This is a genomic window from Mycobacterium sp. SA01 (assembly GCF_041287105.1).
Taxonomy (GTDB): domain Bacteria; phylum Actinomycetota; class Actinomycetes; order Mycobacteriales; family Mycobacteriaceae; genus Mycobacterium.
Genome location: NZ_JBGGNO010000020.1, coordinates 444,451 through 466,570 on the forward strand (window position 1 = coordinate 444,451; position 22,120 = coordinate 466,570).

General features: G+C 68.0%; 22 protein-coding genes. 16 read left to right on the plus strand and 6 right to left on the minus strand.

Annotated elements, in window-relative coordinates; genetic code table 11:
- The first annotated feature begins 88 nt into the window (after positions 1-88).
- Complete coding sequence (locus AB4879_RS21360) at positions 89-1,456, plus strand: DUF2254 domain-containing protein (RefSeq protein WP_370509169.1); 1,368 nt, start codon at positions 89-91, stop codon at positions 1,454-1,456.
- On the opposite strand, the gene AB4879_RS21365 is transcribed toward AB4879_RS21360, so the two are convergent.
- Positions 1,428-1,961: a DUF421 domain-containing protein gene (locus AB4879_RS21365; RefSeq protein ID WP_370509170.1), complete on the minus strand. Its 534-nt coding sequence runs from the start codon at positions 1,959-1,961 to the stop codon at positions 1,428-1,430. The two genes, AB4879_RS21360 and AB4879_RS21365, sit on opposite strands and share 29 nt — an antisense overlap.
- Positions 1,962-2,140: 179 nt before the next feature.
- Between AB4879_RS21365 and AB4879_RS21370 the strand changes: the two genes are divergently transcribed.
- The 4 genes from AB4879_RS21370 to AB4879_RS21385 are packed head-to-tail and all read left to right on the plus strand — an operon-like array spanning position 2,141 to position 6,543.
- Complete coding sequence (locus tag AB4879_RS21370) at positions 2,141-2,395, plus strand: DUF3253 domain-containing protein (RefSeq protein WP_102809269.1); 255 nt, start codon at positions 2,141-2,143, stop codon at positions 2,393-2,395.
- A 54-nt stretch (positions 2,396-2,449) separates the two neighbouring features.
- Positions 2,450-3,976 (plus strand): MFS transporter, encoded by a 1,527-nt coding sequence (locus AB4879_RS21375; protein WP_370509171.1) that lies wholly within the window; start codon positions 2,450-2,452, stop codon positions 3,974-3,976.
- 18 nt (positions 3,977-3,994) lie between these two features.
- The gene (locus tag AB4879_RS21380) at positions 3,995-5,560 is read left to right on the plus strand and encodes a long-chain-fatty-acid--CoA ligase (RefSeq protein ID WP_370509172.1); all 1,566 of its coding nucleotides are present in this window, start codon (positions 3,995-3,997) and stop codon (positions 5,558-5,560) included.
- Positions 5,560-6,543: an o-succinylbenzoate synthase gene (locus AB4879_RS21385; RefSeq protein ID WP_370509173.1), complete on the plus strand. Its 984-nt coding sequence runs from the start codon at positions 5,560-5,562 to the stop codon at positions 6,541-6,543. The genes AB4879_RS21380 and AB4879_RS21385 overlap by 1 nt, the downstream gene beginning before the upstream one ends.
- Positions 6,544-6,569: 26 nt before the next feature.
- On the opposite strand, the gene AB4879_RS21390 is transcribed toward AB4879_RS21385, so the two are convergent.
- Positions 6,570-7,124 carry a TetR family transcriptional regulator gene (locus tag AB4879_RS21390; protein WP_102809265.1) on the minus strand — a complete coding sequence of 185 codons (555 nt, stop codon included), beginning with the start codon at positions 7,122-7,124 and terminating at the stop codon, positions 6,570-6,572.
- 77 nt (positions 7,125-7,201) lie between these two features.
- Between AB4879_RS21390 and AB4879_RS21395 the strand changes: the two genes are divergently transcribed.
- The 7 genes from AB4879_RS21395 (at position 7,202) to AB4879_RS21425 (ending at position 14,019) form a co-directional block, all read left to right on the plus strand.
- On the plus strand, positions 7,202-8,077 hold the full coding sequence (locus AB4879_RS21395) for an SDR family oxidoreductase (protein ID WP_370509174.1): 876 nt from the start codon (positions 7,202-7,204) through the stop codon (positions 8,075-8,077).
- A gap of 65 nt (positions 8,078-8,142) precedes the next feature.
- Positions 8,143-9,288 (plus strand): LLM class flavin-dependent oxidoreductase, encoded by a 1,146-nt coding sequence (locus AB4879_RS21400; RefSeq protein WP_370509175.1) that lies wholly within the window; start codon positions 8,143-8,145, stop codon positions 9,286-9,288.
- 61 nt (positions 9,289-9,349) lie between these two features.
- The gene (locus tag AB4879_RS21405; RefSeq protein WP_102809262.1) at positions 9,350-10,297 is read left to right on the plus strand and encodes a GlxA family transcriptional regulator; all 948 of its coding nucleotides are present in this window, start codon (positions 9,350-9,352) and stop codon (positions 10,295-10,297) included.
- Between the two features lie 11 nt (positions 10,298-10,308).
- A complete protein-coding gene (locus AB4879_RS21410; protein ID WP_370509176.1) occupies positions 10,309-11,052 on the plus strand; it encodes a DJ-1/PfpI family protein in 744 nt (247 codons plus the stop codon).
- Positions 11,049-11,837, plus strand: a complete 789-nt coding sequence (locus AB4879_RS21415) for an alpha/beta fold hydrolase (RefSeq protein WP_370509177.1) — start codon at positions 11,049-11,051, stop codon at positions 11,835-11,837. The genes AB4879_RS21410 and AB4879_RS21415 overlap by 4 nt, the downstream gene beginning before the upstream one ends.
- Before the next feature lie 35 nt (positions 11,838-11,872).
- Positions 11,873-13,498 carry a 2-succinyl-5-enolpyruvyl-6-hydroxy-3-cyclohexene-1-carboxylic-acid synthase gene (gene menD / locus AB4879_RS21420; RefSeq protein ID WP_102809259.1) on the plus strand — a complete coding sequence of 542 codons (1,626 nt, stop codon included), beginning with the start codon at positions 11,873-11,875 and terminating at the stop codon, positions 13,496-13,498.
- Complete coding sequence (locus AB4879_RS21425) at positions 13,498-14,019, plus strand: DUF3592 domain-containing protein (protein WP_102809281.1); 522 nt, start codon at positions 13,498-13,500, stop codon at positions 14,017-14,019. Before menD ends, AB4879_RS21425 begins: the two co-directional genes overlap by 1 nt.
- Here the strand turns inward: AB4879_RS21425 and AB4879_RS21430 are convergent.
- The gene (locus tag AB4879_RS21430; RefSeq protein WP_370509178.1) at positions 13,980-14,642 is read right to left on the minus strand and encodes a DsbA family protein; all 663 of its coding nucleotides are present in this window, start codon (positions 14,640-14,642) and stop codon (positions 13,980-13,982) included. The two genes, AB4879_RS21425 and AB4879_RS21430, sit on opposite strands and share 40 nt — an antisense overlap.
- Before the next feature lie 89 nt (positions 14,643-14,731).
- Between AB4879_RS21430 and AB4879_RS21435 the strand changes: the two genes are divergently transcribed.
- Positions 14,732-15,862 carry a glycosyltransferase family 4 protein gene (locus AB4879_RS21435; protein WP_370509179.1) on the plus strand — a complete coding sequence of 377 codons (1,131 nt, stop codon included), beginning with the start codon at positions 14,732-14,734 and terminating at the stop codon, positions 15,860-15,862.
- Between the two features lie 317 nt (positions 15,863-16,179).
- On the opposite strand, the gene AB4879_RS21440 is transcribed toward AB4879_RS21435, so the two are convergent.
- Positions 16,180-17,004, minus strand: a complete 825-nt coding sequence (locus AB4879_RS21440; protein WP_370509180.1) for an SDR family oxidoreductase — start codon at positions 17,002-17,004, stop codon at positions 16,180-16,182.
- 56 nt (positions 17,005-17,060) lie between these two features.
- Here AB4879_RS21440 and AB4879_RS21445 point away from each other — a divergent pair, with 56 nt between their 5' ends.
- Positions 17,061-17,750 carry a demethylmenaquinone methyltransferase gene (locus AB4879_RS21445; RefSeq protein ID WP_370509181.1) on the plus strand — a complete coding sequence of 230 codons (690 nt, stop codon included), beginning with the start codon at positions 17,061-17,063 and terminating at the stop codon, positions 17,748-17,750.
- Positions 17,751-17,759: 9 nt separating this feature from the next.
- Positions 17,760-18,380, plus strand: coding sequence for a haloacid dehalogenase type II (locus AB4879_RS21450; RefSeq protein WP_370509182.1), 621 nt, complete (start codon positions 17,760-17,762; stop codon positions 18,378-18,380).
- Here AB4879_RS21450 and AB4879_RS21455 read toward each other — a convergent pair.
- Positions 18,377-19,942 (minus strand): phytoene desaturase family protein, encoded by a 1,566-nt coding sequence (locus AB4879_RS21455; RefSeq protein ID WP_370509183.1) that lies wholly within the window; start codon positions 19,940-19,942, stop codon positions 18,377-18,379. The two genes, AB4879_RS21450 and AB4879_RS21455, sit on opposite strands and share 4 nt — an antisense overlap.
- Positions 19,943-20,060: 118 nt before the next feature.
- Between AB4879_RS21455 and pcp the strand changes: the two genes are divergently transcribed.
- Positions 20,061-20,729 (plus strand): pyroglutamyl-peptidase I, encoded by a 669-nt coding sequence (gene pcp, locus AB4879_RS21460; RefSeq protein ID WP_370509184.1) that lies wholly within the window; start codon positions 20,061-20,063, stop codon positions 20,727-20,729.
- A gap of 89 nt (positions 20,730-20,818) precedes the next feature.
- Here pcp and menJ read toward each other — a convergent pair whose 3' ends face one another.
- Positions 20,819-22,108 (minus strand): menaquinone reductase, encoded by a 1,290-nt coding sequence (gene menJ, locus AB4879_RS21465; protein WP_370509547.1) that lies wholly within the window; start codon positions 22,106-22,108, stop codon positions 20,819-20,821.
- Between the last annotated feature and the right edge of the window lie 12 nt (positions 22,109-22,120).

Here is a 22,120-nt window from a genome sequence, read left to right on the forward strand (position 1 = left end):
TCGGAAGGAAGGGCCTCCTGCTGTCCCCGGCGGTTTGAAGAGACGTCAATATGGTGAATCCGACCAGTCGTCGGCGAAAGGATCTGGCGTGTTCGACTTGTTCGCCGCCGCGGGTCAGCGCCGTGCGGTTCTCGCCGACGCCATCCGGAGCCGGCTGTGGCCGGTTCCCGCACTGGGCGTGGTGGCTGCCGTCGCCGTCGGAGTCGGCTTGCCCAAGCTCGACGCTGTTGTCGACAACCACATGTCCCCTACGCTGGCCGGCTACCTGTTCGGCGGAAGTGCCGATGCGGCGCGCGAGGTACTCGGCGCCATCGCCACGTCGTTGATGACGGTGACGTCGTTGACCTTCTCGTTGACTCTGGTGACACTCCAGCTGGCCAGCAGCCAGTACTCGCCGCGGCTGCTGCGGACATTCGCGGCCGATCCGTTTGTTCAACGCACGCTTGCGTTGTTCCTGGCGACGTTCGCCTACGCCTTGACCGTCTTACGGACCGTGCGCAACGACAACCAAGGGTCGGGACTGTTCGTCCCGCGGATCTCGGTCACCGTGGCGTACCTGCTGGCGATGGCCAGCGTGCTCGTGTTGGTGTTGTTCCTCGGGCACCTCGTGCGTCAGATCCGGATCGAGACGATGCTGGACCATGTCTCGGCCGACATCTTCGACACGACTCGGCGCACCTTGGATCCGATCGACGAGCAGCAGAACGATGTGAGCCCGACACCGCCGGCGCATTGCGACATCATCACGGCCGACAGTTCGGGCTTCCTGGTTCAGGTCGATGACCATGCCCTCGTCTCGGCCGCTGTCGACGCCGGTGCGGTGGTGTGGATCGACCGCCCGGTCGGAAGCAATGTGGTGGCCGGGGTGCCGGTGGCCTTCTTCTGGGCCATCGAACCAGGAAAAGGGCTGGAAGACGGTGGCTCCGACGCGCTGCGCCGCTGCGTCGCGGCGGCGCTGCACACCGGCGTCGAACGCACCGCGACCCAAGACATCGGCTACGGACTGCGGCAGATGACCGATGTCGCCGTACGGGCACTGTCACCGGGGATCAACGACCCCACCACCGCGATACATGCGTTGAACTCCTGCACGGCGGTCCTGGGCGACCTGGCCCGATATCGCCTCGGAACGAGGATTCTGCGCGACGACGACGACGTACTCCGGGTTGTCATCGCCCAGCCGGACCTACCCGAGTTGCTGGACCTCGTGTGCGGTCAGCCACGGCTGTACGGTGCGCAGGATCCGCGGGTCATGGGGACTTTGCTGGCACTGCTGAGGGACGTGGCCTGGCTTGTGCGGCTGCCCGAGCATCGGCACGCGATCGCCGAGCAGTGCGCACGTCTACAACGCAGCATCGCGGGGCAGGACTTCGACGTTGCAGAACGCAATGACCTCGAGCTGGTTGCCCGCCAAGTCGGCGAGGCGCTCAACCAGCGGTGGAGTCCGTCGACTTGAGCCTGTGGTCCGGCGCACTCAGTGCCGAGCCGTCGCCGATCTTGTCGACGCCGATGACGCTGAACGACCCGTCCGATTCCAGCACCACCGCGGCGACACCGGCGAGATCGCCGTGCCCGGAGGACCTGACGGCTTGCCGGACATCGTCGACGCTGACTCGTTCACGGCGCAGCGCATCGTGGTCGATTTTTCCGTTCGCCATCAGCACGCTGTGCCTGGCAGTCAGTACTGAACGCCCGAGGGGTTGGCGGGAGAGCTTGGCGGCGAGGTACTGCAGAGCAGCCAGCAATGCCAGTGCTGCAGCGCCTTCGGCGAACGAGACGTCTCCGCTCAGCAGGATGGTAGCCAGTGTGGACCCCACGGCGACGGTGACCACCAGGTCGAAGGCATTTAGTTTGGCCAGCGTGCGTTTGCCCGACACCCGTAACGTCGTAATCAGGAAGACGTACGCCGCAGCGCCCACGAGCAGTACTCGCACGATGTCGCTCCAGGCGTCAAACCACATAACGCACAACCACTTTCCGACGATAGGCCGTTGCCGAGCACCGCGGCGTTCGATCCTCTGCCCATCGAGTTACCCGGCGGCTGCCGTCGGGAAACGATCGAGAGTCAGCTATGAACTTCGGAGTCGGCTCACCCGGGGCGAGATGGCTGCACAATGCATGCGCGAAGAACGGCGTCGCGATGACTGACGTGGGCGGTCGGCTGCGCGCCGCGATCCTCTCGATGACAGCCGAGCGTGCCCCGCGCACGATCTGCCCGTCCGACGCCGCCCGCGCCGTGGATGCCGAGCACTGGCGTGAGTTGATGGATACGACCCGCGACGTCGCCCGCGAGCTGGCCAGGAGCGGCGATGTCGTCGTCACGCAGAAGGACGAGGAGCTCGACCCGGACGCGGAGTGGCGCGGACCCATCCGGATACGACGAACCCCGACCTGATTCGTGGGTGGCGTTTCGGCGCGCCCACACAATGGCCGCGGCTAGCATCTGCCCATGTCGCAGCAGCAGGTGACCGGCCTCGCCGCGACCATGACGATCGTGGCCATGGGGCTCGGCTACAGCATCACCGCCGCCGACCCGACGATCCTGTCGGCCAACCTCGCCGAGGTGCGCCACGGTCTGGGCTTCAGCCCCAGCACCGCCAGTTTCCTGGCCTGCCTGGCCACTCTGACGCTGGCCGCGGCGGTGCTCGGCGCGGGTGCACTGGGGGACCTGTACGGCATGAAGCGCATGTTCGCGATCGGCTGTTACGGCTCGATCGGCTTCGGCGTGCTGGCGGCCGTGGCACCCAACGTGGCGGTGCTGACGTTCGCTCGGGCCGGGGTGGGCATTGCTTTCGCATTTGTTCTGGGGTTGTCGCTGGCCATCATCAACGCGGTTTTTCCGGCGGGACGCCGTGCCGCTGCGATCGCGATGTACCTCGGCGTCGGTCACGCCCTCAGCGTGTTCCAGCCTGCGGTCGGAAGCTGGCTGGCGGCGCATTTCGGTTGGCGTGCATGCTTTCTGGTGACCCCGGTGCTGGCCGCCGTCACGCTCGCGCTGACCATGCGATACGTACCGGAGACGTTGCGGTGGCAGCGCAAGCTGGACGTCGTCGGGATCTTGTTGATCGCCGTCGGGCTGATCCTGTTGATTCTCGGGCTCACTCAGCTACAGGGCGGTTTCCATGTGAGCGCCCTGGTGCAGATCCTGGTCGGGATCGCGCTGGCGGTGGCGTTCGTGTTCTGGGAGCGACGCACCGACGAGCCGGCGTTGGACATGCGCATCTTCGGATCCGGCCGGTTCAACGCCGCGGTGATCGCCGGCGCGACGTTCAACTTTCTGCAGGGCGGGGCCACCATCCTGTTCGCCTACTACCTGGTCACCATCCGTGGTGAGTCGCCGGAGATGCTCGGGCTGTTGCTCATTCCCGCGGTGCTGCTGGCGTCGGTGGCCGCGACCGCGGCGGGGCGTGCGGTCGATCGGTGCGGCGAGCGCGCGGTGCTCATGTCCGGGTTGGCCATCCTGCTGGCCGGGATGGTGATGCTGGTGGTGCTCGACGCCCACACGCCGATCCTGGTCATGGGTGTTGCGGTGGCGCTGAACGCGATCGGTGGCGCGGTGGTGCAGACCCCGCAGTCCACGATCATGATGTCCAGCGCGCCGGCGGAATTGGGTGGCGTCATCTCGGCGGTGAAACCGGCTGTCGGACAGGCCAGTTACTCACTGGGGCCGGCGCTGTTCGCGTTGGTCGGCACGACGCTGTTCCTGCGCGACGGCCGGCACAAGCTGGAGGGGTCGGGGATCACCGAGGAGCAGGCCCGCGACGCCTTGCGTGTCGCGCACGGCGGCGTGCCCGGCCCGGCGGCCGGCGCCGAGGTCTTGGACCCGGAGCAGGCCCGCTGGGTGGTGTCGGAGGCAGCGCAGAGTTGGCTGACCGCCATCCACGACTTGAGCCTGATCATGGCCGTCGTGCCCGCGGCCGCAATGGTGGCTGCCTGGGTGCTGCTGCGACCGAAGGCTGGCTCGTCCTCGGCCTGACGTGGCAATCTGACTCGTATGCAACCACCCGAACCACGCTTCCTCGATGACCGGCCGGCGTACTGGGCCGAGCACAAGCCCGACGGTCAGGCCATCAGTTATCTGGACCGCACCTGGACCTGGGCGCAGTGGGACGACCGGATCCGGCGCCTGGCCGGCGCTCTGGTGGAGCGCGGCATCGGGCGCGGCGACGTGGTGGCGTTCCTGGACAAGAACCACCCGGCATGCGTCGAGCTGACGCTGGCGGCGGCGTCGATCGGCGCGGCCACCGCCGTGATCAACTTCCGGCTGGCCGCCGACGAGATGGACTACGTCCTCAATGACTCGGGTGCCAAACTGCTGATCGTCGGCACCGAGCTGATGGGTGCGGTCGACAAGATCCGCGACAAGCTGACCAACGTCACGGCGGTCATCGAGGTGACGCCCGACGGCGCGGACGGTGACGGGTATGAGGCCCTGTTGGCCGCCGCCACCCCGGCCGGGCGTCCGGCCGAGGTCGATCCCGAGGACGCCGCGCTGGTCATGTACTCCTCGGGCACCACGGGCCGGCCCAAGGGAGTGGTCCTGTCTCATCGAAACGTGTTGGCGCACACGATGAATGCCGCGACGTTCGAGTTCGGCGACGAGGACAAGAACATGGTGGCGATGCCGTTGTTCCATGTCGGCGGGTCGGCCTACGTGCAGTACGGCATCCACGCCGGTATCCCGACGATCATGACGCGTGAGGCCGACGGTGCGTCGCTGGCCGGTGCTCTCCTGCAAGGTGCCAACCGGACGTTCCTGGTGCCCGCCGTGCTGGGCAAGGTGCTGGAGTCCGGCGAGGATGCGGTCAAGCTGTTCAGCGTGCTCAAGACGTTCGTCTACGGCGCCTCCCCGATGCCGCCGGCGCTGCTGAAGTCGGCGCTCAAAGCCTGGCCGGACACCGATTTCATCCAGGTGTACGGCCTGACCGAGGTCTGCGGGGCGATCACCCAGCTCTCCCCGGAGGTACATCGCGACGACTCCCGGCCCGAGCGGATGATCAGTGCCGGCCAGCCGTCTCGTGAGGTGGAGGTCCGGGTGGTCGACATCGACACGCTGGCTGAGGTCCCGGTCGGTCAGCCGGGCGAATTGTGGTTCCGCACACCGCAGTTGATGAAGGGCTACCACAACAAGCCGGAGGCCACCGCCTCGACGATCACCGAGGACGGCTGGTTCCGATCCGGTGATATCGGCCGTGTCGACGAGGACGGTTTCATCTTCGTCGAGGACCGGCTCAAGGACATGATCATCTCCGGCGGTGAGAACATCTACTCCGTCGAGGTTGAGCGGGTGCTGACCGATCATCCGGCCGTGCTCGACGCCGCGGTGTTCGGTGTGCCGGACGAGAAGTGGGGGGAGTCGGTCAAGGCGGTCGTCGAATTGTCCGCCGGCGGCCAGACGTCCGAAGAAGAACTGGTGGCCTGGTGCCGGGAGAGGCTGGCGCACTACAAGTGCCCGCGCAGCGTGGAGATCTCGCCGGCGCTGCCGCGCAACCCCACCGGCAAGCTGCTCAAGCGTGACCTGCGCAATCCGTACTGGGAGAACCGCGGCCGCGCGATCTGATGACGGTTGCGCTGGACGACCTGCTGGACCGGTTGCACGTTCTCGCTCTGCCGATGCGGGTTCGCTTCCGCGGCATCATGGTTCGTGAGGTGGCACTGATCGACGGGCCCGCCGGCTGGGGCGAGTTCGGCGCGTTCGTCGAATACGAACCGCCCGAGGCGGCACACTGGCTGGCGTCCGGAATCGAATCCGCCTACCGCACACGGCCTTCGGTCGTGCGTCAGGTGGTGCCGATCAATGCGACGGTGCCTGCGGTCCCGGCCGGGCAGGTGCCGGAGGTGTTGGAGCGTTTCCCCGGCACGCGTACCGCCAAGGTGAAGGTCGCCGAGCCGGGCCAGACGCTGGCCGACGACGTCGCCCGGGTCAACGCGGTGCGTGCGGTGATCCCGACGGTGCGGGTGGACGCCAACGGCGGGTGGACCGTCGAGCAGGCGGTGGCCGCGGCGAGCGCGCTGACCGCCGACGGTCCGCTGGAATACCTTGAGCAGCCCTGTAAGTCGGTAGCCGAGTTGGCCGAGGTGCGCAGCCGGGTGGACGTTGCGGTGGCCGCGGACGAGAGCATCCGCAAGGCGGCCGACCCGCTGGCAGTGGTACGCGCGCGGGCAGCCGACATCGCGGTGCTCAAAGTGCCGCCGCTGGGCGGGGTGCGGGCGTTGTTGGACATCGCCGCCGAGATCGACATCCCGGTGGTGATATCGAGCGCGCTGGACACCGCGGTCGGCATCGCCGCGGGCCTGACCGCCGCGGCGGCATTGCCGCGGCTCGAGCATGCCTGCGGGTTGGGCACCGGTGGGTTGTTCGTCGAGGATGTCGCGGAGATCAGCCTGGTTGACGGAGGACTGCCGGTCGGCGATGTGGTGCCTGACCCGGCTCGGCTGGCCGCGCTCGCCGCGCCGGCCGAGCGCCGCGACTGGTGGATCGAGCGGGTCCGCGCGTGTTTTCCTTTCGCCCAAACCGACACATCGCAGAACAATCGCGAGTAGATCCCTGCACAACGTCGATCTCGGCGCTAGAAGCTGCCCTTCAACTCCGCGACCGCGCGGCGCACGAAGTGAGCGAGGTCGTGCGTGTCGTCGGCCAGCCACTGCTCGAAGGCCAGCTGAAAGACCGCGGCCCCGGCCTCGGCGGTCAGGCGCGCGGTGGTCTCGGCGACACCGCGGCGGACCAGGCCGTCGGCCATCGCGGCGGCCAGCGCGGACCGTTTGGACAGCTCGCGTTCCTGCAGGGCTGGGTTGGCATCGATCACTGCCTGCCGCAGCCGCGATGCGTCCCGGCGATCGTCGAAGAAGGCGCCCACCGCCTGCAACGCCGCGCTGACCGCATCCAGGGGAGCGGCCGAATCCGCAGCTTCCGCAACGCCTTTCGTCAACTGTTCCAGTAGTTGAGGTTGGCCACCGAAGAGCACTTCGCGCTTGTCGGCGAAGTAGCGAAAGAAGGTGCGCTCGGTCAGGCCCGCGCGCTCGGCGATCTCGGCCACGGTCGTCTGGTCGAATCCGCGTTCGGTGTAGAGCGCCATGGCCGCCTGCTGCAGGCGGCCCTGCGCGTCCGGCTCCCAGCGACTCATGCGGGAATTTTAGCGGGATGACAGTTGCTGACATCAGCGCTAGGTTTGATGACAGCGACTGACATGGAGGTAGTCCCATGAAGATTTTCGTGACCGGAGCGTCCGGCTGGGTCGGCTCGGCAGTGGTGCCCGAACTGCTGGCGGCCGGCCATCAGGTACACGGCCTGGCTCGCTCCGATGAGTCCGCCGCCGCATTGACCGCCGCCGGCGCCGACGTCCACCGCGGTGACCTCGCTGACCCGGACACTCTGCGCAGCGGAGCCACGGACGCCGACGCCGTCATCCACCTGGCGTTCCACCATGATTTCGAGAACTTCTCCGCCGCAGGCGAACTCGATCGCGCCGCGATCACCGCGCTCGGTGAGACGCTGGCTGATTCCGGCCGCCCCCTGATCGTCACCAGTGGAACCGCCGGGCACGCGCTCGGCCAAGTGCTCACCGAGGACCAGGCTGCCAACCCGCAGTCCCCGCGCCTCTCCGAGCAGGCCGCGCTGGCGTTCGCCGACCGTGGAGTGCGGGTGTCGATCGTTCGGCTTGCGCCGTCGGTGCACGGCAAGGGCGACTACGGGTTCGTCCCGCGGCTGGTCGACGTCGCGCGCGAGAAGGGTGTGTCCGCGTATGTCGGCGACGGCACCAACCGCTGGTCGGCGGTCCACCGCACTGACGCCGCGAAGCTGTTCCGGCTGGCCGCCGAAGGTGCACCCAGTGGGACCGTGCTGCACGCGATCGGCGAAGAAGGTGTGCCCACCCGGGCGATCGCCGAGACCATCGGCCGAGGCCTGGGCGTTCCGGTCACCAGCATGCCTGCCGAGAACGCGATGGATCACTTCGGGTGGATCGGTGGGTTCTTCAGCCTCGACATGCCGGCCGGCAGCGCCGTCACCCGTGAGCGGTTCGGCTGGCAGCCCACCGGTATCGGGTTGCTCGAAGACCTGGAGCGACATTACTTCTGACGCCCGGCGGAATTGAGTAGTCGACTACGGAAGCTGTCCGCCGCGGGCCCCAACACACTGAACCGATGTCAACTTTCCGCGTCGGAATGATGGACCCCATCGTGGCGGGACGCCCCACGGTCGATTTCCTCACCAAAGCCAATTACGCGGCCGCGGCCGCCGCTCGCGTCGACTCGTTCTGGGTGCCCGATCACCTGAATTCGCTGTTTCCGCGCTCACTGTGGAACAACCCGAAGTACTGCGGCGGAGCGGCCCTGCTGCCGCGCGGCGACGCGTACCTGGAGCCGTGGACCATGCTGGGCAACATCGCCGCGCGCAACCACGCTCGCCTTCGCCTCGGGGTCGGGGTGACCGACACGGGCCGGCGCAATCCGGCCGTCACCGCACAGGCAGCGGCCACCCTGCACCTGCTGACCCGCGGCCGCGCGATCCTCGGCATCGGCAGCGGCGAACGGGAAGGCAACGAACCCTACGGCGTCGAATGGTCCACACCGGTGGCGCGGTTCGAAGAAGCCATGGCGACCATCCGAGCGTTGTGGAATTCACAGCGGGAGTTGGTGAATCGCGACTCGCCATTCTTCCCGCTGCGGAATGCCCTCTTCGAGCTGCCGCCGTACAAGGGCAGGTGGCCGGAAATCTGGATCGCCGCCCACGGCCCGCGGATGTTGCGCGCGGCGGGTCGCTATGCCGACGGGTTCTATCCGGCGTTCCCGCACACTCCGCAGGAGTACGCACAGCGGCTCGAGGCCGTGCGCACCGCAGCTTCTGACGCGGGGCGCGACCCGATGTCGATCAAGCCGGCGCTCTGGTTGATGACGTTGGCCGCCAGGAACCACGACGACCTCGACGAAGCGCTCGAGTCCGAAGTGATCCGGGCGGCGGCACTGAATGCCCCCGATCACTTCTACGCCCGCCACGGCGCCCAGCATCCGCTCGGTATCGGCTTCACCGGCGCGCAGGACATCCTCCCGCAAGACATGGACGAACAGACGGCCCTGTCCCATGTCAAAGCCATTCCTACCGAGGTGGTCCGCGACTGCCTGCTGTGCGGGACGCCTGAGGACATCGTCGAGCGGGCCGCGCAGTGGCGCGATTGCGGCGTCGAGTACGTGGTCCTCGCGAACGTGGGACCGCTGCAGCGCAGCCTGCGGAAAGGCGCGGCGTCGATGCTGCCGCTGATGCAGGCCCTGCGGCGCCTCAGGAAGCTGTGATGTCCTGATCTGTGGGGTGCATGGCCTAGACGCCATCACCGGATGCCTCGACACTGAACGCATGGCGCGATCGGTGGTGATCCTCGGGTTTCCCGGCGTGCAGGCACTGGACCTGGTCGGACCGCACGACGTGTTCACCGGCGCCGCGCTGCTGACCGAGGGCGGCTACCGGGTCAGCGTCGCCTCCCGCGACGGCAGTCCGGTGAGCACCCCGACCGGCCTGGCGTTCGTCGCCGAGGCGATGCCCGAGCCCACCGACATCGACACCCTGGTCCTGCCCGGCGGGCCCGGCGTCGACGCCGCCCGCGATGACCCCGCCACCATGGCCTGGATCCGCGCGGCAGCCGCCAACTCGCGGCGCGTGGTGAGCGTGTGCACCGGCTCGTTCCTGGTCGCGCAGGCCGGTCTGCTGGACGGGTGCCGCGCCACCACACATTGGGCGTTCGCCGACCAGATGGCCCGCGAGTTTCCGGCCGTGACTGTCGACCGCGACGCGATCTTCCTGCGCAGCTCGGCCACGGTGTGGACGGCGGCCGGGGTGACCTCCGGCATCGACCTGTCCCTGGCGCTCGTCGAGGACGACTACGGGACCGAAGTCGCCCAGACCGTCGCGCGCTATCTCGTGCTGTATCTGCGCCGGCCCGGCGGTCAGACCCAGTTCGCGGCGCCGGTGTGGATGCCGCGCGCCCGTCGCCGGCCGATCCGCGAGGTGCAGGAGGCGATCGAGGCCGATCCCGGTGCCGCCCACAGCATTTCCGAGTTGGCGCGTCGTGCGGCGATGAGCCCGCGGCACTTCACCCGGGTGTTCACCGAGGAGATCGGCGAGGCCCCCGGCGCCTACGTCGAACGGGTGCGCACCGAAGCGGCCCGCCGTCAGCTCGAGGAGACTGACGACACGGTCGTCACCATTGCCGCCCGCTGCGGCTTCGGCAGCTCGGAAACGTTGCGTCGCAACTTCATTCGACGGGTCGGCATCTCGCCCGACCAATATCGCAAATCGTTCGCATAAAGGAGACTGTCATGCAGATCGCCATCGTTCTCTATCCCGGTTTCACCGCCCTGGATTTCATCGGGCCCTACGAGGTGCTGCGCTGGCTGCCCGACGCCGAGGTTCGCTTCGTGTGGCATGACATCGGCCCGATTACCGCGGACTCCGGTGTGCTCGTCGTCGCCGCCACCCACTCGTTCGACGAAACACCCTCTCCCGACGTCATTCTCGTGCCTGGCGGGATGACGACGATCGAGCACTCCCGCGACGAGAAGCTGCTCGACTGGGTGCGCCAGGCCCACCGGACCGCAACCTGGACGGCGTCGGTGTGCTCAGGGTCGGTGATCCTCGCGGCGGCGGGCCTGCTGACGGGCAAGCGGGCGACGTCGCACTGGGCGGCGCTGACCGCGCTCAAGGCGCTCGGCGTCACGCCGGTCAAGGACGAACGCGTGGTTCATGAAGGCGACATCGTCACCAGCGCCGGGGTGTCAGCAGGTATCGACCTCGCGCTGTGGCTGGCCGGACAGATCGGCGGCGAAGAGCGCGCCAAGGTGATCCAGCTGTCGATGGAGTACGACCCGCAACCGCCGTTCGACTCCGGGCACATGTCGAAGGCATCGGCGACCACCAAGGCTTCCGCTGCCGCGCTGATGGCCAAGGATCTGGCCACGCCCACCCAGCTCAAGGCGATGACGTCGCTGCTGTGGTCCGGCGCCGTCGACGCCGCGCGGTCGAAGGCACGGCGGAAACGGGGTCGCGTAGCCTCTGCCAGGTGATCAACCTGGCCTACGAGGACAACGGCTCCGGCGATCCGGTGCTGTTCATCGCCGGCACCGGCGGCGCCGGCCGAACCTGGCACATCCACCAGATTCCGCGCTTCCTGTCGGCGGGCTATCGCTGTGTCACGTTCGACAACCGTGGAATCGGGGCCACCGAGGAAGCCGGCGACTTCACGCCGGAGCAGATGATCGCCGACACCGCCGCCCTCATCGAGGACGTGATCGGCGGACCCACCCGGATCGTGGCGATCTCGATGGGCGCCTACATCGCCCAGGAGCTGATGTTGACCCGCCCGGAGCTGGTCACCCAGGCCGTGCTGATGGGCACCCGCGGCCGCCTGGACCGCACCCGAAAGTCGTTCCGGGCCGCCGACGTCGAGCTCACCACGGCCGGCATCCAGCTGCCGCCCGCGTATGCGGCGAAAGTGCGTGTGCTGGAGAACTTCTCACCCAAGACGATCAACGACGAGAAGGCGATCGGCGACTGGGTGGAGATGTTCACCGTCTTCCCGATCAAGCGCACTCCGGGCCTGCGCGCCCAACTCGAGGTCTACCCCAAGGACAATCGGCTGGCCGCTTACCGTTCCATTACCAACGAGGTGCTGGTCATCGGGTTCGCCGACGACCTGCTGACCCCGGCCGCGCTGGGCCGTGAGGTCGCCGAGGCCATCCCCAACGGCCGATACGTGCAGATCGGGCATACCGGCCACCTCGGATTCCTGGAGCGCCCGGACACCGTGAACAACGCGATGCTGGACTTTTTCGCAGGCACTCTCGTCTGATGTCGAGCCAGATCGACGTGTGACACGCTGTAGTAATGAATCCATCGACGGCTCAGGCCCGCGTCGTCGTCGACGAATTGATCCGCGGCGGCGTCCGCGACGTGGTGCTGTGCCCGGGTTCGCGTAACGCCCCGCTGGCCTTCGCGCTGTCCGATGCCGACCGGGCCGGCCGGCTTCGCCTGCACGTCCGCATCGACGAGCGCACCGCCGGCTTCCTGGCGATCGGCCTGGCCGTCGCCGAGCGCGCCCCGGTATGCGTGGCGATGACGTCGGGTACCGCGGTGGCCAACATGGGCCCCGCCGTCGTCGAGGCCAACTACGCCCGGGTTCCGCTGATCGTGCTGTCGGCGAACCGGCCCTACGAGCTGCTGGGCACCGGTGCCAACCAGACGTTCGAGCAGCTCGGCTACTTCGGCACCCAGGTCCGGGCGTCGATCAGCCTGGGTCTCGCGGAAGGCGGCCAGGACAAGCTCGACTCTCTCAACGCGCAGTGGCGCTCGGCCACCTGCCGAGTGCTGGCGGCGGCCACCGGCGCGCGGTCGGCCAACGCCGGCCCGGTCCAGTTCGACATCCCGCTGCGGGAGCCGCTGGTGCCGGATGCTGAATCGGGGCACGCTGCGATCCCGCCCGGCCGGCCGGACGGCAAACCGTGGACGTATACCCCGCCGGTGGCCTTCGACCAGCCGCTGGACATCGATCTGACGCCCGACACCGTGGTGATCGCCGGGCACGGCGCCGGTGTCCATCCGAACCTGGCCGCGCTGCCGACGGTCGCCGAGCCGACGGCCCCGCACGCCGCCAACCCGCTGCACCCCATGGCACTGCCCTTGCTGAAACCTCGCCAGGTGATCATGCTGGGCCGCCCGACGCTGCACCGGCCGGTGTCGACGCTGCTGGCCGATCCGTCGGTGCCGGTGTTCGCCCTGACCACCGGCCCGCGCTGGCCGGACGTGTCGGGCAACTCTGCGGCCACCGGCACCCGCGCCGAGACCAGCGGGACGCCCGACCCGGCGTGGTTGGCGCGCTGCGCCGAGGCGAACGCGCACACCATGGCGGCGGTGCGCCAGCAGTTGGCCGCTCACCCGCTGACCACCGGCCTGCACGTCGCGGCCGCGGTGGCCGCGGCGATGCGCCCGGGGGACCAGCTGGTGCTCGGCGCCTCCAACCCGGTCCGGGACGCAGCCCTGGTCGGACTGAACACCGAGGGCATCAAGGTGCGCTCCAACCGGGGAGTGGCCGGTATCGACGGCACGGTGTCGACGATCATCGGCGCGGCGCTGGCCCATACGGGCCGGACCATCGGTCTGATCGGGGACATGACGTTCGTGCACGACAGCTCGGGGCTGCTGATCGGGCCGACCGAGCCGACGCCGAAGAACCTGACGATCGTGGTGTCCAACGACAACGGCGGCGGCATCTTCGAACTCCTCGAGCAGGGCGACCCACGGTTCTCGGATGTGTCGGCGCGGATCTTCGGCACCCCGCACGACGTCGACGTCGGCGCGCTGTGCCGGGCGTATCACATCGATGCGCGTCAGATCGAGGTCGACCAACTCGGCGGAGCGCTCGCCGAACCCTTCGAGGGCATGCGGGTTCTCGAGGTCAAAGCCGACCGATCGTCGTTGCGGCAGTTGCACGCCGCGATCCGGTCGGCGTTGTGATCGCCCGTCTCTTCGCGTGGGTGAAACCGGCTCTGCCCCGGCGCGAGCCGGACGTCGTCGACACCACGCGTCGGAAAGTGTTGCGCTGGAGCAAGTGTGCGGTGTGGATCCTGATCGGGCTGGTCACGCTGCAGTCATTGCTGCTGGTGGCCGGTGCATGGCGCAACGATCAGCAGATCGAACACAACATGGGCGTCGCGCAGGCCGAAGTCCTCTCAGCCGGCCCGCGCCGCTCGACGATCGAGTTCGTCACCCCGGACCGTGTCACCTACCGTCCCGAGCTCGGTGTGCTTTATCCCTCCGAGCTGGCCGAGGGCATGCGCATCTACGTCGAGTACGACCGGAACAACCCGGATCTCGTTCGCGTGCAACACCGTACGGCGGCGCTGGCGATCATCCCGGCCGGCTCGATCGCGGTGGTGGCGTGGCTGATCGGCGGGCTGGTCTTGACCGGTCTGGTTCTGCTGGAGCGCCGGGCGAATCAGGTCGACATCAGCTTGGACAACCAGTTGTTGTCGTAGATGTCGATTTTCTCGTTGGTGTTGAGGTCGAACACCGTTGGGGTGCCGGTGTTGATGGCGTCGATCTCATAGAGGTATTCGAAGTTGGTGTCCGCCATCTCCTGGACGTCCAGCGCGGGCTTGCCTGCCCGCATCGCGTCGACGGCCTGGGCGGGAATTCCGCTCTCGCGAGCCATGTCGGCGATCTGAGCGTCGCTGGGTCCCTTGCCGTGCGAATCCTGGTGGCCCCAAAGGTCTTGCACGAACCTTTGGAATGCCTTGCCTGACGTGTCTGGGCCCGGCGCCAGGAACATCGCGTTGCTGACCCGGTCGGAGTAGCCGCCGGGCTTGTCGTCCAGGAATGTCAACGGACGATAGGTGATGGCGAGCTGGCCGAGGTCGATGTAGCGGGCCAGGTCGTCGCCGAAGTCCTTCTGCAGATCGGCGCAGTGGCTGCATTGCGGTTCGGTGTACAACTCGATCTGGACCCGCGCGTTCGGGTCGCCGGCCACGATGCCGTAGCCGTCCTTACTCAGCGCCGTCCCCGGCCCGCGCGGATCCACCTGTGCCACACCGACAATTTCCTTGCTACAACCGGTGGTCAGCACGACGAACGCCACCACGAGCACAGACCAGAACCGCATGCTCGCACGCTACCGCGTTCCACCTGTTTTTCGTGTCGTGTATGCCTGGGCGCAACCTCGCTGACAGGCGCCGCTGTCACTCTCGAATCGTGCGCGTTGCCATTGTCGCCGAGTCCTTCCTGCCCAACGTCAACGGAGTGAGCAACTCGGTGTTGCGGGTGCTCGAGCATCTCCGCCGCACCGGCCATGAAGCTCTCGTGATCGCGCCGGACACCCCACGGGGTGAACCGGCGGCCGATCGGATCTACGACGGGATCCGGGTGCACCGGGTGCCGTCGCGGATGTTCCCCAAAGTCACGTCGCTGCCGCTGGGGGTGCCGCGGCCTCGCATGGTGGGGGTGCTGCGCGGCTTCGATCCGCATGTCGTGCATCTGGCGTCACCCGCACTGCTCGGGTACGGCGGAATGCAAGCCGCTCGTTTCCTGGGTGTGCCGACCGTCGCGGTGTACCAGACCGACATCGCCGGATTCGCCCAGAGCTACGGGATCGGCGTCGCCTCGCGCGCGGCGTGGGCCTGGAACCGGCATCTGCATTCACGCGTCGACCGGACGTTGGCGCCGTCCACCGCGGCGATGGAAGATCTTGCCACCCATGGCATTCCGCGGGTGTTTCAGTGGGCTCGCGGTGTCGACATCACCGGCTTCGCGCCGTCGGCGCGGTGCAATGAGCTGCGGGCGCGGTGGTCACCGGCGGGCAAGCCGATCGTCGGCTTCGTCGGGCGGCTGGCACCGGAGAAGCATGTGGAGCGGCTGGCAGTGCTGGCCCGACGCGACGATCTGCAGCTGGTGATCGTCGGTGACGGTGTCGACCGCGAGAAGCTCCGCGCGCTCATGCCGTCAGCGGTGTTCACCGGTGCGCTGTACGGCGAGCAGCTGGCCGCCGCGTACGCCAGCATGGACGTCTTCGTCCACCCGGGCGAGCACGAGACGTTCTGCCAGGCTGTGCAGGAAGCGATGGCGTCGGGTTTGCCGGTCATCGCCCCGAACGCCGGTGGACCGCGGGATCTGGTGGCGCCGTACCGAACCGGACTGTTATTGACGGTCGCGGAATTCGAAGCGCGACTGTCGCAATCGGTCGATCACCTGCTCGACGAGCGGGCGCGCTATTCGCTTGCCGCGCGCCGCAGTGTGCTCGGGCGGACGTGGCCGGCGATTTGCGAAGAGTTGCTGGGTCACTACGAGGCCGTGCGGGTCCCTGGGCGACGGCGCCGCGCGGCCTGAGTTCGGTGCAACGGCAATGACTTTCCTTAATTGTTCCTGAGAGGCCTTTTCATGGCCTGTGGGCGGGCGCACACTTGAACGCAAGCGGGGGAACGCTGAACGCCAATGACAACGCTGTCACCACCAACTCTCCAAGCCCTGGGGGCGTCCGAATGAACGACGCGTCGTATCGCCAAGATCTCAGCGAATTCGCACTCGAACTCCGTAAGTTGGCTTACACCATGCCCGCTGGGCACGAGGATCGCTTGATCCACCTCAGCGAGCGCATGGCGAGTCGTGCGCGGCAATCACCGAGAGTCGACGCGCACGCGATCTGATCAGCCCTGGGCCTCGACGGCGACCGGCTGCCACTGCTCCCAGTTGGCGATCCGGCCTTCGTAGTCGGCCTTCGCGGTCTGCAGCGGTGACTCCCCGAAGAACACCCGCAGCGGGGGAGTCGGCGCGTCCACGACTTTGAGGATTGCCGACGCCGACGCCTTGGGGTTGCCGGGCGCAGACCAGCGCTGCTTGCGGGCCTCGTCGACCTGGCGGTGCAGTTCGGCGTAGTCGGGCAGTTCGGCCGACCGCCTCGATGACGAGCCGGACCAGTCGGTGTCGAAGCCGCCCGGCTCGATCAGCGTGACGTGAATCCCGAACGGGGCGACTTCCTGAGCCAGCGCCTGCGAGAACCCTTCGAGTGCCCACTTCGAGGCGTGGTAGATGCCGACGAGCGGGAACGCGGTGATGCCGCCGATCGACGACACCTGGATGATGTGGCCGCTGCCCTGGGCGCGCAGGTACGGCAGCGCGGCCTGGGTGATCCACAGTGCGCCGAAGACGTTGGTTTCGAGTTGGTCGCGTGCATCGCTCTCGGACAGTTCCTCGATGAAGCCGAAGTGCCCGTAGCCGGCGTTGTTGACCACGATGTCCAGCCGCCCGAAGTGGTCGTGCGCGTGCGCGACGGCGGCGAAGTCGGCGTCCCGATCGGTGACGTCGAGCTGGATCGGCAGGATCGCGTCGCCATACCGGTCGACCAGGTCGGAGAGGGTGTCGGTGTTGCGCGCGGTCGCAGCGACCTTGTCGCCGCGGTCCAGGGCGGCGATCGCCCACTCCCGGCCGAAGCCGCGTGATGTCCCGGTGATGAACCACACTTTTTCGCTCATGCGTCTAGCCAACGCATCGACAGGCTCAGCATTCCCGCTCGGGTAGCGTCGGCACCGTGAGCCGCGCGACGCTGGACAAGGATCCCCGCGATGTGGCGTCGATGTTCGACGCTGTCGCGCGGCGGTATGACATCACCAACACTGTGCTGTCACTGGGGCAGGACCGCGCGTGGCGGCGGGCGACCCGGTCGGCGCTGGGCATCGGACCCGGTGACCGGGTGCTGGACCTCGCGGCGGGGACCGCGGTGTCGACGGTCGAGCTGGCCCGCTCGGGCGCGTGGTGCGTGGCCGCGGACTTCTCGGTCGGCATGCTGCGGGCCGGCGCCGCACGGCCGGTGCCGAAGGTGGCGGCCGACGCGACCAAGCTGCCGTTCGGCGACGCGGTGTTCGACGCGGTGACGATCAGCTTCGGGTTGCGCAATGTCGTCGACCACCCGGCAGGCCTGCGCGAGATGGCGCGGGTGACCCGCCCCGGCGGCCGGCTGGTGGTGTGCGAGTTCTCCACCCCCGTCGTGCCGGTGTTCTCGACCGTCTACAAGGAGTACCTGATGCAGGCGCTGCCGCGGGTGGCCCGCGCGGTGTCGAGCAACCCGGACGCCTACGTCTATCTGGCCGAGTCCATCCGGGCCTGGCCCGATCAGGCGGCGCTGGCCGGGCAGATTCGCGATGCCGGCTGGTCGGGTGTGCGGTGGCGCAACCTGACCGGCGGGATCGTCGCGCTGCATTACGCCGTCAAGCCGGGTTAGGCCCGCACCGTGTCCGTCATCGCCTTCGATGTCAACGAGACGTTGCTCGACCTCAGCCCGCTCGATGAACTTCTGGGCGGCACCGAGGCCCGTAAACGCTGGTTCAGTCAAATGCTGCAGATCGCGTTCGTCGGCGGCCTCACCGGCGGCTATGTCGATTTCCCGACGGCCCAGCGTGCCGCGCTGAGGATGCTCGGTATCGATTGCGCCGATCAGCTGGCCGGCCACATGCGGCAGCTGCCGCTGCACCCCGATGTCGTGCCCGCGCTGGACCGCCTCGATGACTTCACCCTGGTCGCGCTGACGAATTCGCCGCTGTCGGTCGTCACCGAGCAGCTCGAATTCAATGGTGTGGCTTCTCGTTTCGCTGCGATCCTCTCCGCGGACACCGTGCAGGCGCTCAAGCCGCGGGCCGAGGCCTACCAGCACGTCGGCGCCACGCTCGGCGTGCCGTTGAGCGAAGTGCGGCTGGTGGCCGCACACGGGTGGGACATCGCCGGAGCACTGGCCGCAGGCTGCCGCGCCGCATTCGTGGGGCGGCCGGGTCAGCAGCTCATCCCGGTCGGTGCGCAGCCCGACGTCGTCGGCGACGACCTTCTGCAGGTGGCCGACGCTCTGTCGAATCGCTAGCGGCCGGCGTCTTCGAGCACCTGATAGCCGGCGTTGTAGCCGGGGATGAACGTGATGCCCGGTCCGCCGTGACAGCCCGCGCCGCCCAGGTAGAGGCCCTCGATCGGGATCGGCTCGTCGATGAACCCCTTGGGTCCCGGCCGGTTGACACCCATCAGCTCGGGCTGCAGCAGCCCGTGGCAGAAGTCGCCGTTGGGCGCGGCGAACATGGTGTTCATGTGATAGGGCGCGAACGTGATGTCGCGGATCAGGATGTCTTTAAAGTTCGGTGCGTAGCGGGTGATCTTGTCGACAACCCGTTCCGCCATAACGGTTTTCAGTTGACCGTGCTGATCGCGCGGCGCTTCGATCGGGAAGCCGTAGGCATACACGCTGGCCGCATGCTTGCCCTCGGGTGCCATCTCGGGATCGCCGACCGTGGGCATCTGGATCGACAGCGCGGGGTTGTCCGGCACGTCGCCGCCCCGGGCCATCTCCCACTGGCGCTGCTGCTCTTCCGGTGAACCGAACATCCCGACCGACATCTGCATGCCGGGCTCGTTGAGGAAGTCGTAGGGCGCGGCGTACTGGGGCAGCCCGTCCAACGCGAAGTGGATCTGCATGAACGATGCCCGGTGGTCGCGACCGCCCAGCCTGGTCACCAGGGATGACGGAAGATGGTCGACGCCAACAAGATCCAGCAGCGTGGTTTCCGGGGCAAGGTTGGACACCACGATCGGTGCGTTGATCACTTCGCCGTCTTTGAGGCGCACCCCGGTGACCTTGCCGTCCTCGACGAGGATCTGTTCAACCTTGGTGCGGTAGCGCATCTCCCCGGCCGCGTCGACGAACAGGTCCCGCAGATGCTCGGCGAGCACGCCGATTCCGCCTTTGAGTTTGGTGGTCATCTGGCCGCCCTCCGGGGGCATCGCCATCGCGAACGCCAAACATGTTGCGCTGCCGGGGGTGTACGGGCCGCGGTAGGTGGAGTTGACCGCCAGGAAGGCCAGCATGCCGCGGATCACGGAGTGCTTCTCCTTGTCGGGCAGGAATCGGTCGACGACGTCCATCGCCGAGCCGAACAGCATCTCGTGGATGGCGCGCCGCTCGTTTTCGTCTGCGGCACAGGCATACATCTCGTCGATGGTCTTCGGCGGCGCCAGCGCGTCGAAGCGGCCCAGCGCCTTACCGGGGCCGACGCTCCAGGCGTACAGGTTCGCCATGGCCATCACGGCGTCCATGCCGTGCTTCTCGTTGAGATGGGTCATCATCGCCATCGGGTCGCTGTGGAAGACCATTGCTTCCTCGCCGTTTTCCCCGAGGTTGACAGACATGATCTCTGACTCGATGGTCGGCAATGTGTCCAGGCCGAGCTCGCTGTTGATCTTCTGCGCGGTGGGGAAGCGCACGGATCCGGCGATCTCGTATTTGAAGCCGTCGATCAGCTCGACGGTGGCCGACATGCCGCCGCTGTAGGTGTTGGCCTCCAGGCAGAGCGTGCGCAAGCCGGCTCGCTGCAGCACCACCGCAGCGGTCAGACCGTTGTGTCCGGCCCCCACGATGATCGCGTCATAGTCACTCATGCGGTGGAGCTTAGCGCCGATTTCGGCAAGTTTTGTCAAATTTGTCATTACCAATGTCGTCCGCTCACGGCAGACACCATCACCGATCTGTGGTCGGATGGCTGCGGAGGTTGCTGACATGCCGACTGTGCTCGTGACCGGGTTCGGTCCCTACGGCTCGACGCCCCGCAATCCGGCCCAGCTGACCGCCGAGGCCCTCGACGGGACGGTCATCGCCGGGGCGACGGTGGTCTCGCGCATTGTGCCCAACACATACTTCGAGTCCATCGCTGAGGCGGTGCGAGCCGTCGACGACGTGCAACCCGGGTTGGTGGTCATGCTCGGCGAATACGGCGGGCGCGCCATGATCACCGTGGAAAGACTGGCGCAGAATCTCAACGACTGCGCGCGCTACGGGCTGGCCGACAACGCCGGGATGGTGCTCGACGGCGAACCGACGGTGCCCGGTGGCCCGATCGCGTATCACGCCACGCTCCCGATCAAGGCCATGGTGCTGGCCATGCGAGCCGCCGGCATTCCGGCCGACATCTCCGATGCGGCAGGCACGTTCGTCTGCAACCACTTGATGTACGGAATGCTGCACCACATCGCCCGTCACGACCTGCCGATCCGTGCGGGATGGATCCACCTGCCGCATCTGCCCGAAGTGGCCGCTCTCGGCCGCAACCTCGGGGCCCCGAGCATGTCGGTGGAGACCGCGGTGACGGGCGTCGCGGCGGGAATCGAGGCGGCCCTGACGCACGCCGTCGATACCGACGAGCCGGTCGAGTCCAGGCTTTTGATCTAGGTCCAGGTTTACGGCCCGGGGTCACGACGCCGGATGGGTCCGCGTCGACCAACCACGCGTTCGCGCCGTCGATCGGGTGCAGCGTCCGCTCAGCTGAACGGCTTGCGCCGGTCCAGGATTCGCGATCCCATCCCCGCGACGCGCCAGGCACGCGCCACCAGGTCGGCGTCCTCGTCGGTGACCAGGTTGCCCATCACCCGCACCGCGACGCCCATCAGCCGCGACGAACGCATCCCGACCGGCCCGGTCAGTGGCAGGAAGCGCGGCAGCGTCAGCAGCAACCCCAGCCGACGGGCCACCGAGAAGCCGCGCCCGTAGTGCGCCTGCAGCATCGCGGGCCACGCCTGCGAAAGGTCGCCGGAGCCCAGCATTTCGGCAGCCAGCCGCCCGGTTTCCAAGCCGTAGTCGATGCCCTCGCCGTTGAGCGGGTTCACGCACGCCGCGGCGTCGCCGATCAGCACCCAGTTGGGTCCGGCCACGCCGGAGACCGCCCCGCCCATCGGCAGCAGTGCCGAGGACACCGCTCGCGGCGGACCCTCGAATCCCCACGACGCCCGCTTGAGGTCGGTGTAGTGCTTGATCAGTGGCCGCAACGCCACGTCGGCGGGCCGCTTCGCCGTGGCCAGCGCGCCGACGCCGATGTTCACCTCGCCATTGCCCAGCGGGAAGATCCAGCCGTAGCCGGGCAGCACCTGCCCGTCGACGGAACGCAACTCCAGATCCGAGGAGATCCACGGCTCCGAGGACCGCGGCGACGCGAGGTATCCGCGCGCCGCCACTCCGTACACCGTCTCCTGGTGCCACTGCCTGCCGAGCACCCGGCCGAACGGGGAGCGCGCGCCGTCGGCCACGATCACCCACCGGCACGACACCCGCGATCCGTCGGCCAGCACCACAGCGTCCACATGGCCACGCGAATCACGAGATACGTCAACGGCTTTCACGCCCAGCAGCATGGCCGCGCCGGCATCCTCGGCGACCTTGCGGATCCGGTCGTCGAGTTCGGTGCGCGGCACCGCCGACCCGCCCGACGGAAACGACGGCCCCGGCCATTTGACCTCGACGTCGGCGCCGAACCCGGACAGCCGCAGCCCGTGATGACGGATGTGGCCGTCGAGCCAGTCGCCGAGCCCGAGCCGCTGCAGCTCGAGCACCGCGCGCGGGGTCAGTCCGTCGCCGCAGGGCTTGTCGCGGGGGAACTCGGCGGCATCGACGACGAGCACGTCGTGACCGCGCCGGGCAGCCCAGGCGGCCGCCGCCGAGCCGGCCGGTCCCGCCCCGACGACAATGACGTCTTTCCCGGGTCGCTCCGCTCCTGCCCGCAGTGCCTCTTTCCCGGGTCGCTCCGCTCCTGCCCGCCGGACCACATCCGACCCCACTTCCATGCCCCC

What these genes read in the sequence shown, in the direction of transcription:
- AB4879_RS21365 (WP_370509170.1), bottom strand. Translation starts at nt 1,961, where the DNA reads ATGTGGTTTGACGCCTGGAGCGACATCGTGCGAGTACTGCTCGTGGGC.
- AB4879_RS21370 (WP_102809269.1), top strand. Translation starts at nt 2,141, where the DNA reads ATGACTGACGTGGGCGGTCGGCTGCGCGCCGCGATCCTCTCGATGACA.
- AB4879_RS21375 (WP_370509171.1), top strand. Translation starts at nt 2,450, where the DNA reads ATGTCGCAGCAGCAGGTGACCGGCCTCGCCGCGACCATGACGATCGTG.
- AB4879_RS21380 (WP_370509172.1), top strand. Translation starts at nt 3,995, where the DNA reads ATGCAACCACCCGAACCACGCTTCCTCGATGACCGGCCGGCGTACTGG.
- AB4879_RS21385 (WP_370509173.1), top strand. Translation starts at nt 5,560, where the DNA reads ATGACGGTTGCGCTGGACGACCTGCTGGACCGGTTGCACGTTCTCGCT.
- AB4879_RS21390 (WP_102809265.1), bottom strand. Translation starts at nt 7,124, where the DNA reads ATGAGTCGCTGGGAGCCGGACGCGCAGGGCCGCCTGCAGCAGGCGGCC.
- AB4879_RS21395 (WP_370509174.1), top strand. Translation starts at nt 7,202, where the DNA reads ATGAAGATTTTCGTGACCGGAGCGTCCGGCTGGGTCGGCTCGGCAGTG.
- AB4879_RS21400 (WP_370509175.1), top strand. Translation starts at nt 8,143, where the DNA reads ATGTCAACTTTCCGCGTCGGAATGATGGACCCCATCGTGGCGGGACGC.
- AB4879_RS21405 (WP_102809262.1), top strand. Translation starts at nt 9,350, where the DNA reads ATGGCGCGATCGGTGGTGATCCTCGGGTTTCCCGGCGTGCAGGCACTG.
- AB4879_RS21410 (WP_370509176.1), top strand. Translation starts at nt 10,309, where the DNA reads ATGCAGATCGCCATCGTTCTCTATCCCGGTTTCACCGCCCTGGATTTC.
- menD (WP_102809259.1), top strand. Translation starts at nt 11,873, where the DNA reads ATGAATCCATCGACGGCTCAGGCCCGCGTCGTCGTCGACGAATTGATC.
- AB4879_RS21430 (WP_370509178.1), bottom strand. Translation starts at nt 14,642, where the DNA reads ATGCGGTTCTGGTCTGTGCTCGTGGTGGCGTTCGTCGTGCTGACCACC.
- AB4879_RS21440 (WP_370509180.1), bottom strand. Translation starts at nt 17,004, where the DNA reads ATGAGCGAAAAAGTGTGGTTCATCACCGGGACATCACGCGGCTTCGGC.
- AB4879_RS21455 (WP_370509183.1), bottom strand. Translation starts at nt 19,942, where the DNA reads ATGAGTGACTATGACGCGATCATCGTGGGGGCCGGACACAACGGTCTG.
- pcp (WP_370509184.1), top strand. Translation starts at nt 20,061, where the DNA reads ATGCCGACTGTGCTCGTGACCGGGTTCGGTCCCTACGGCTCGACGCCC.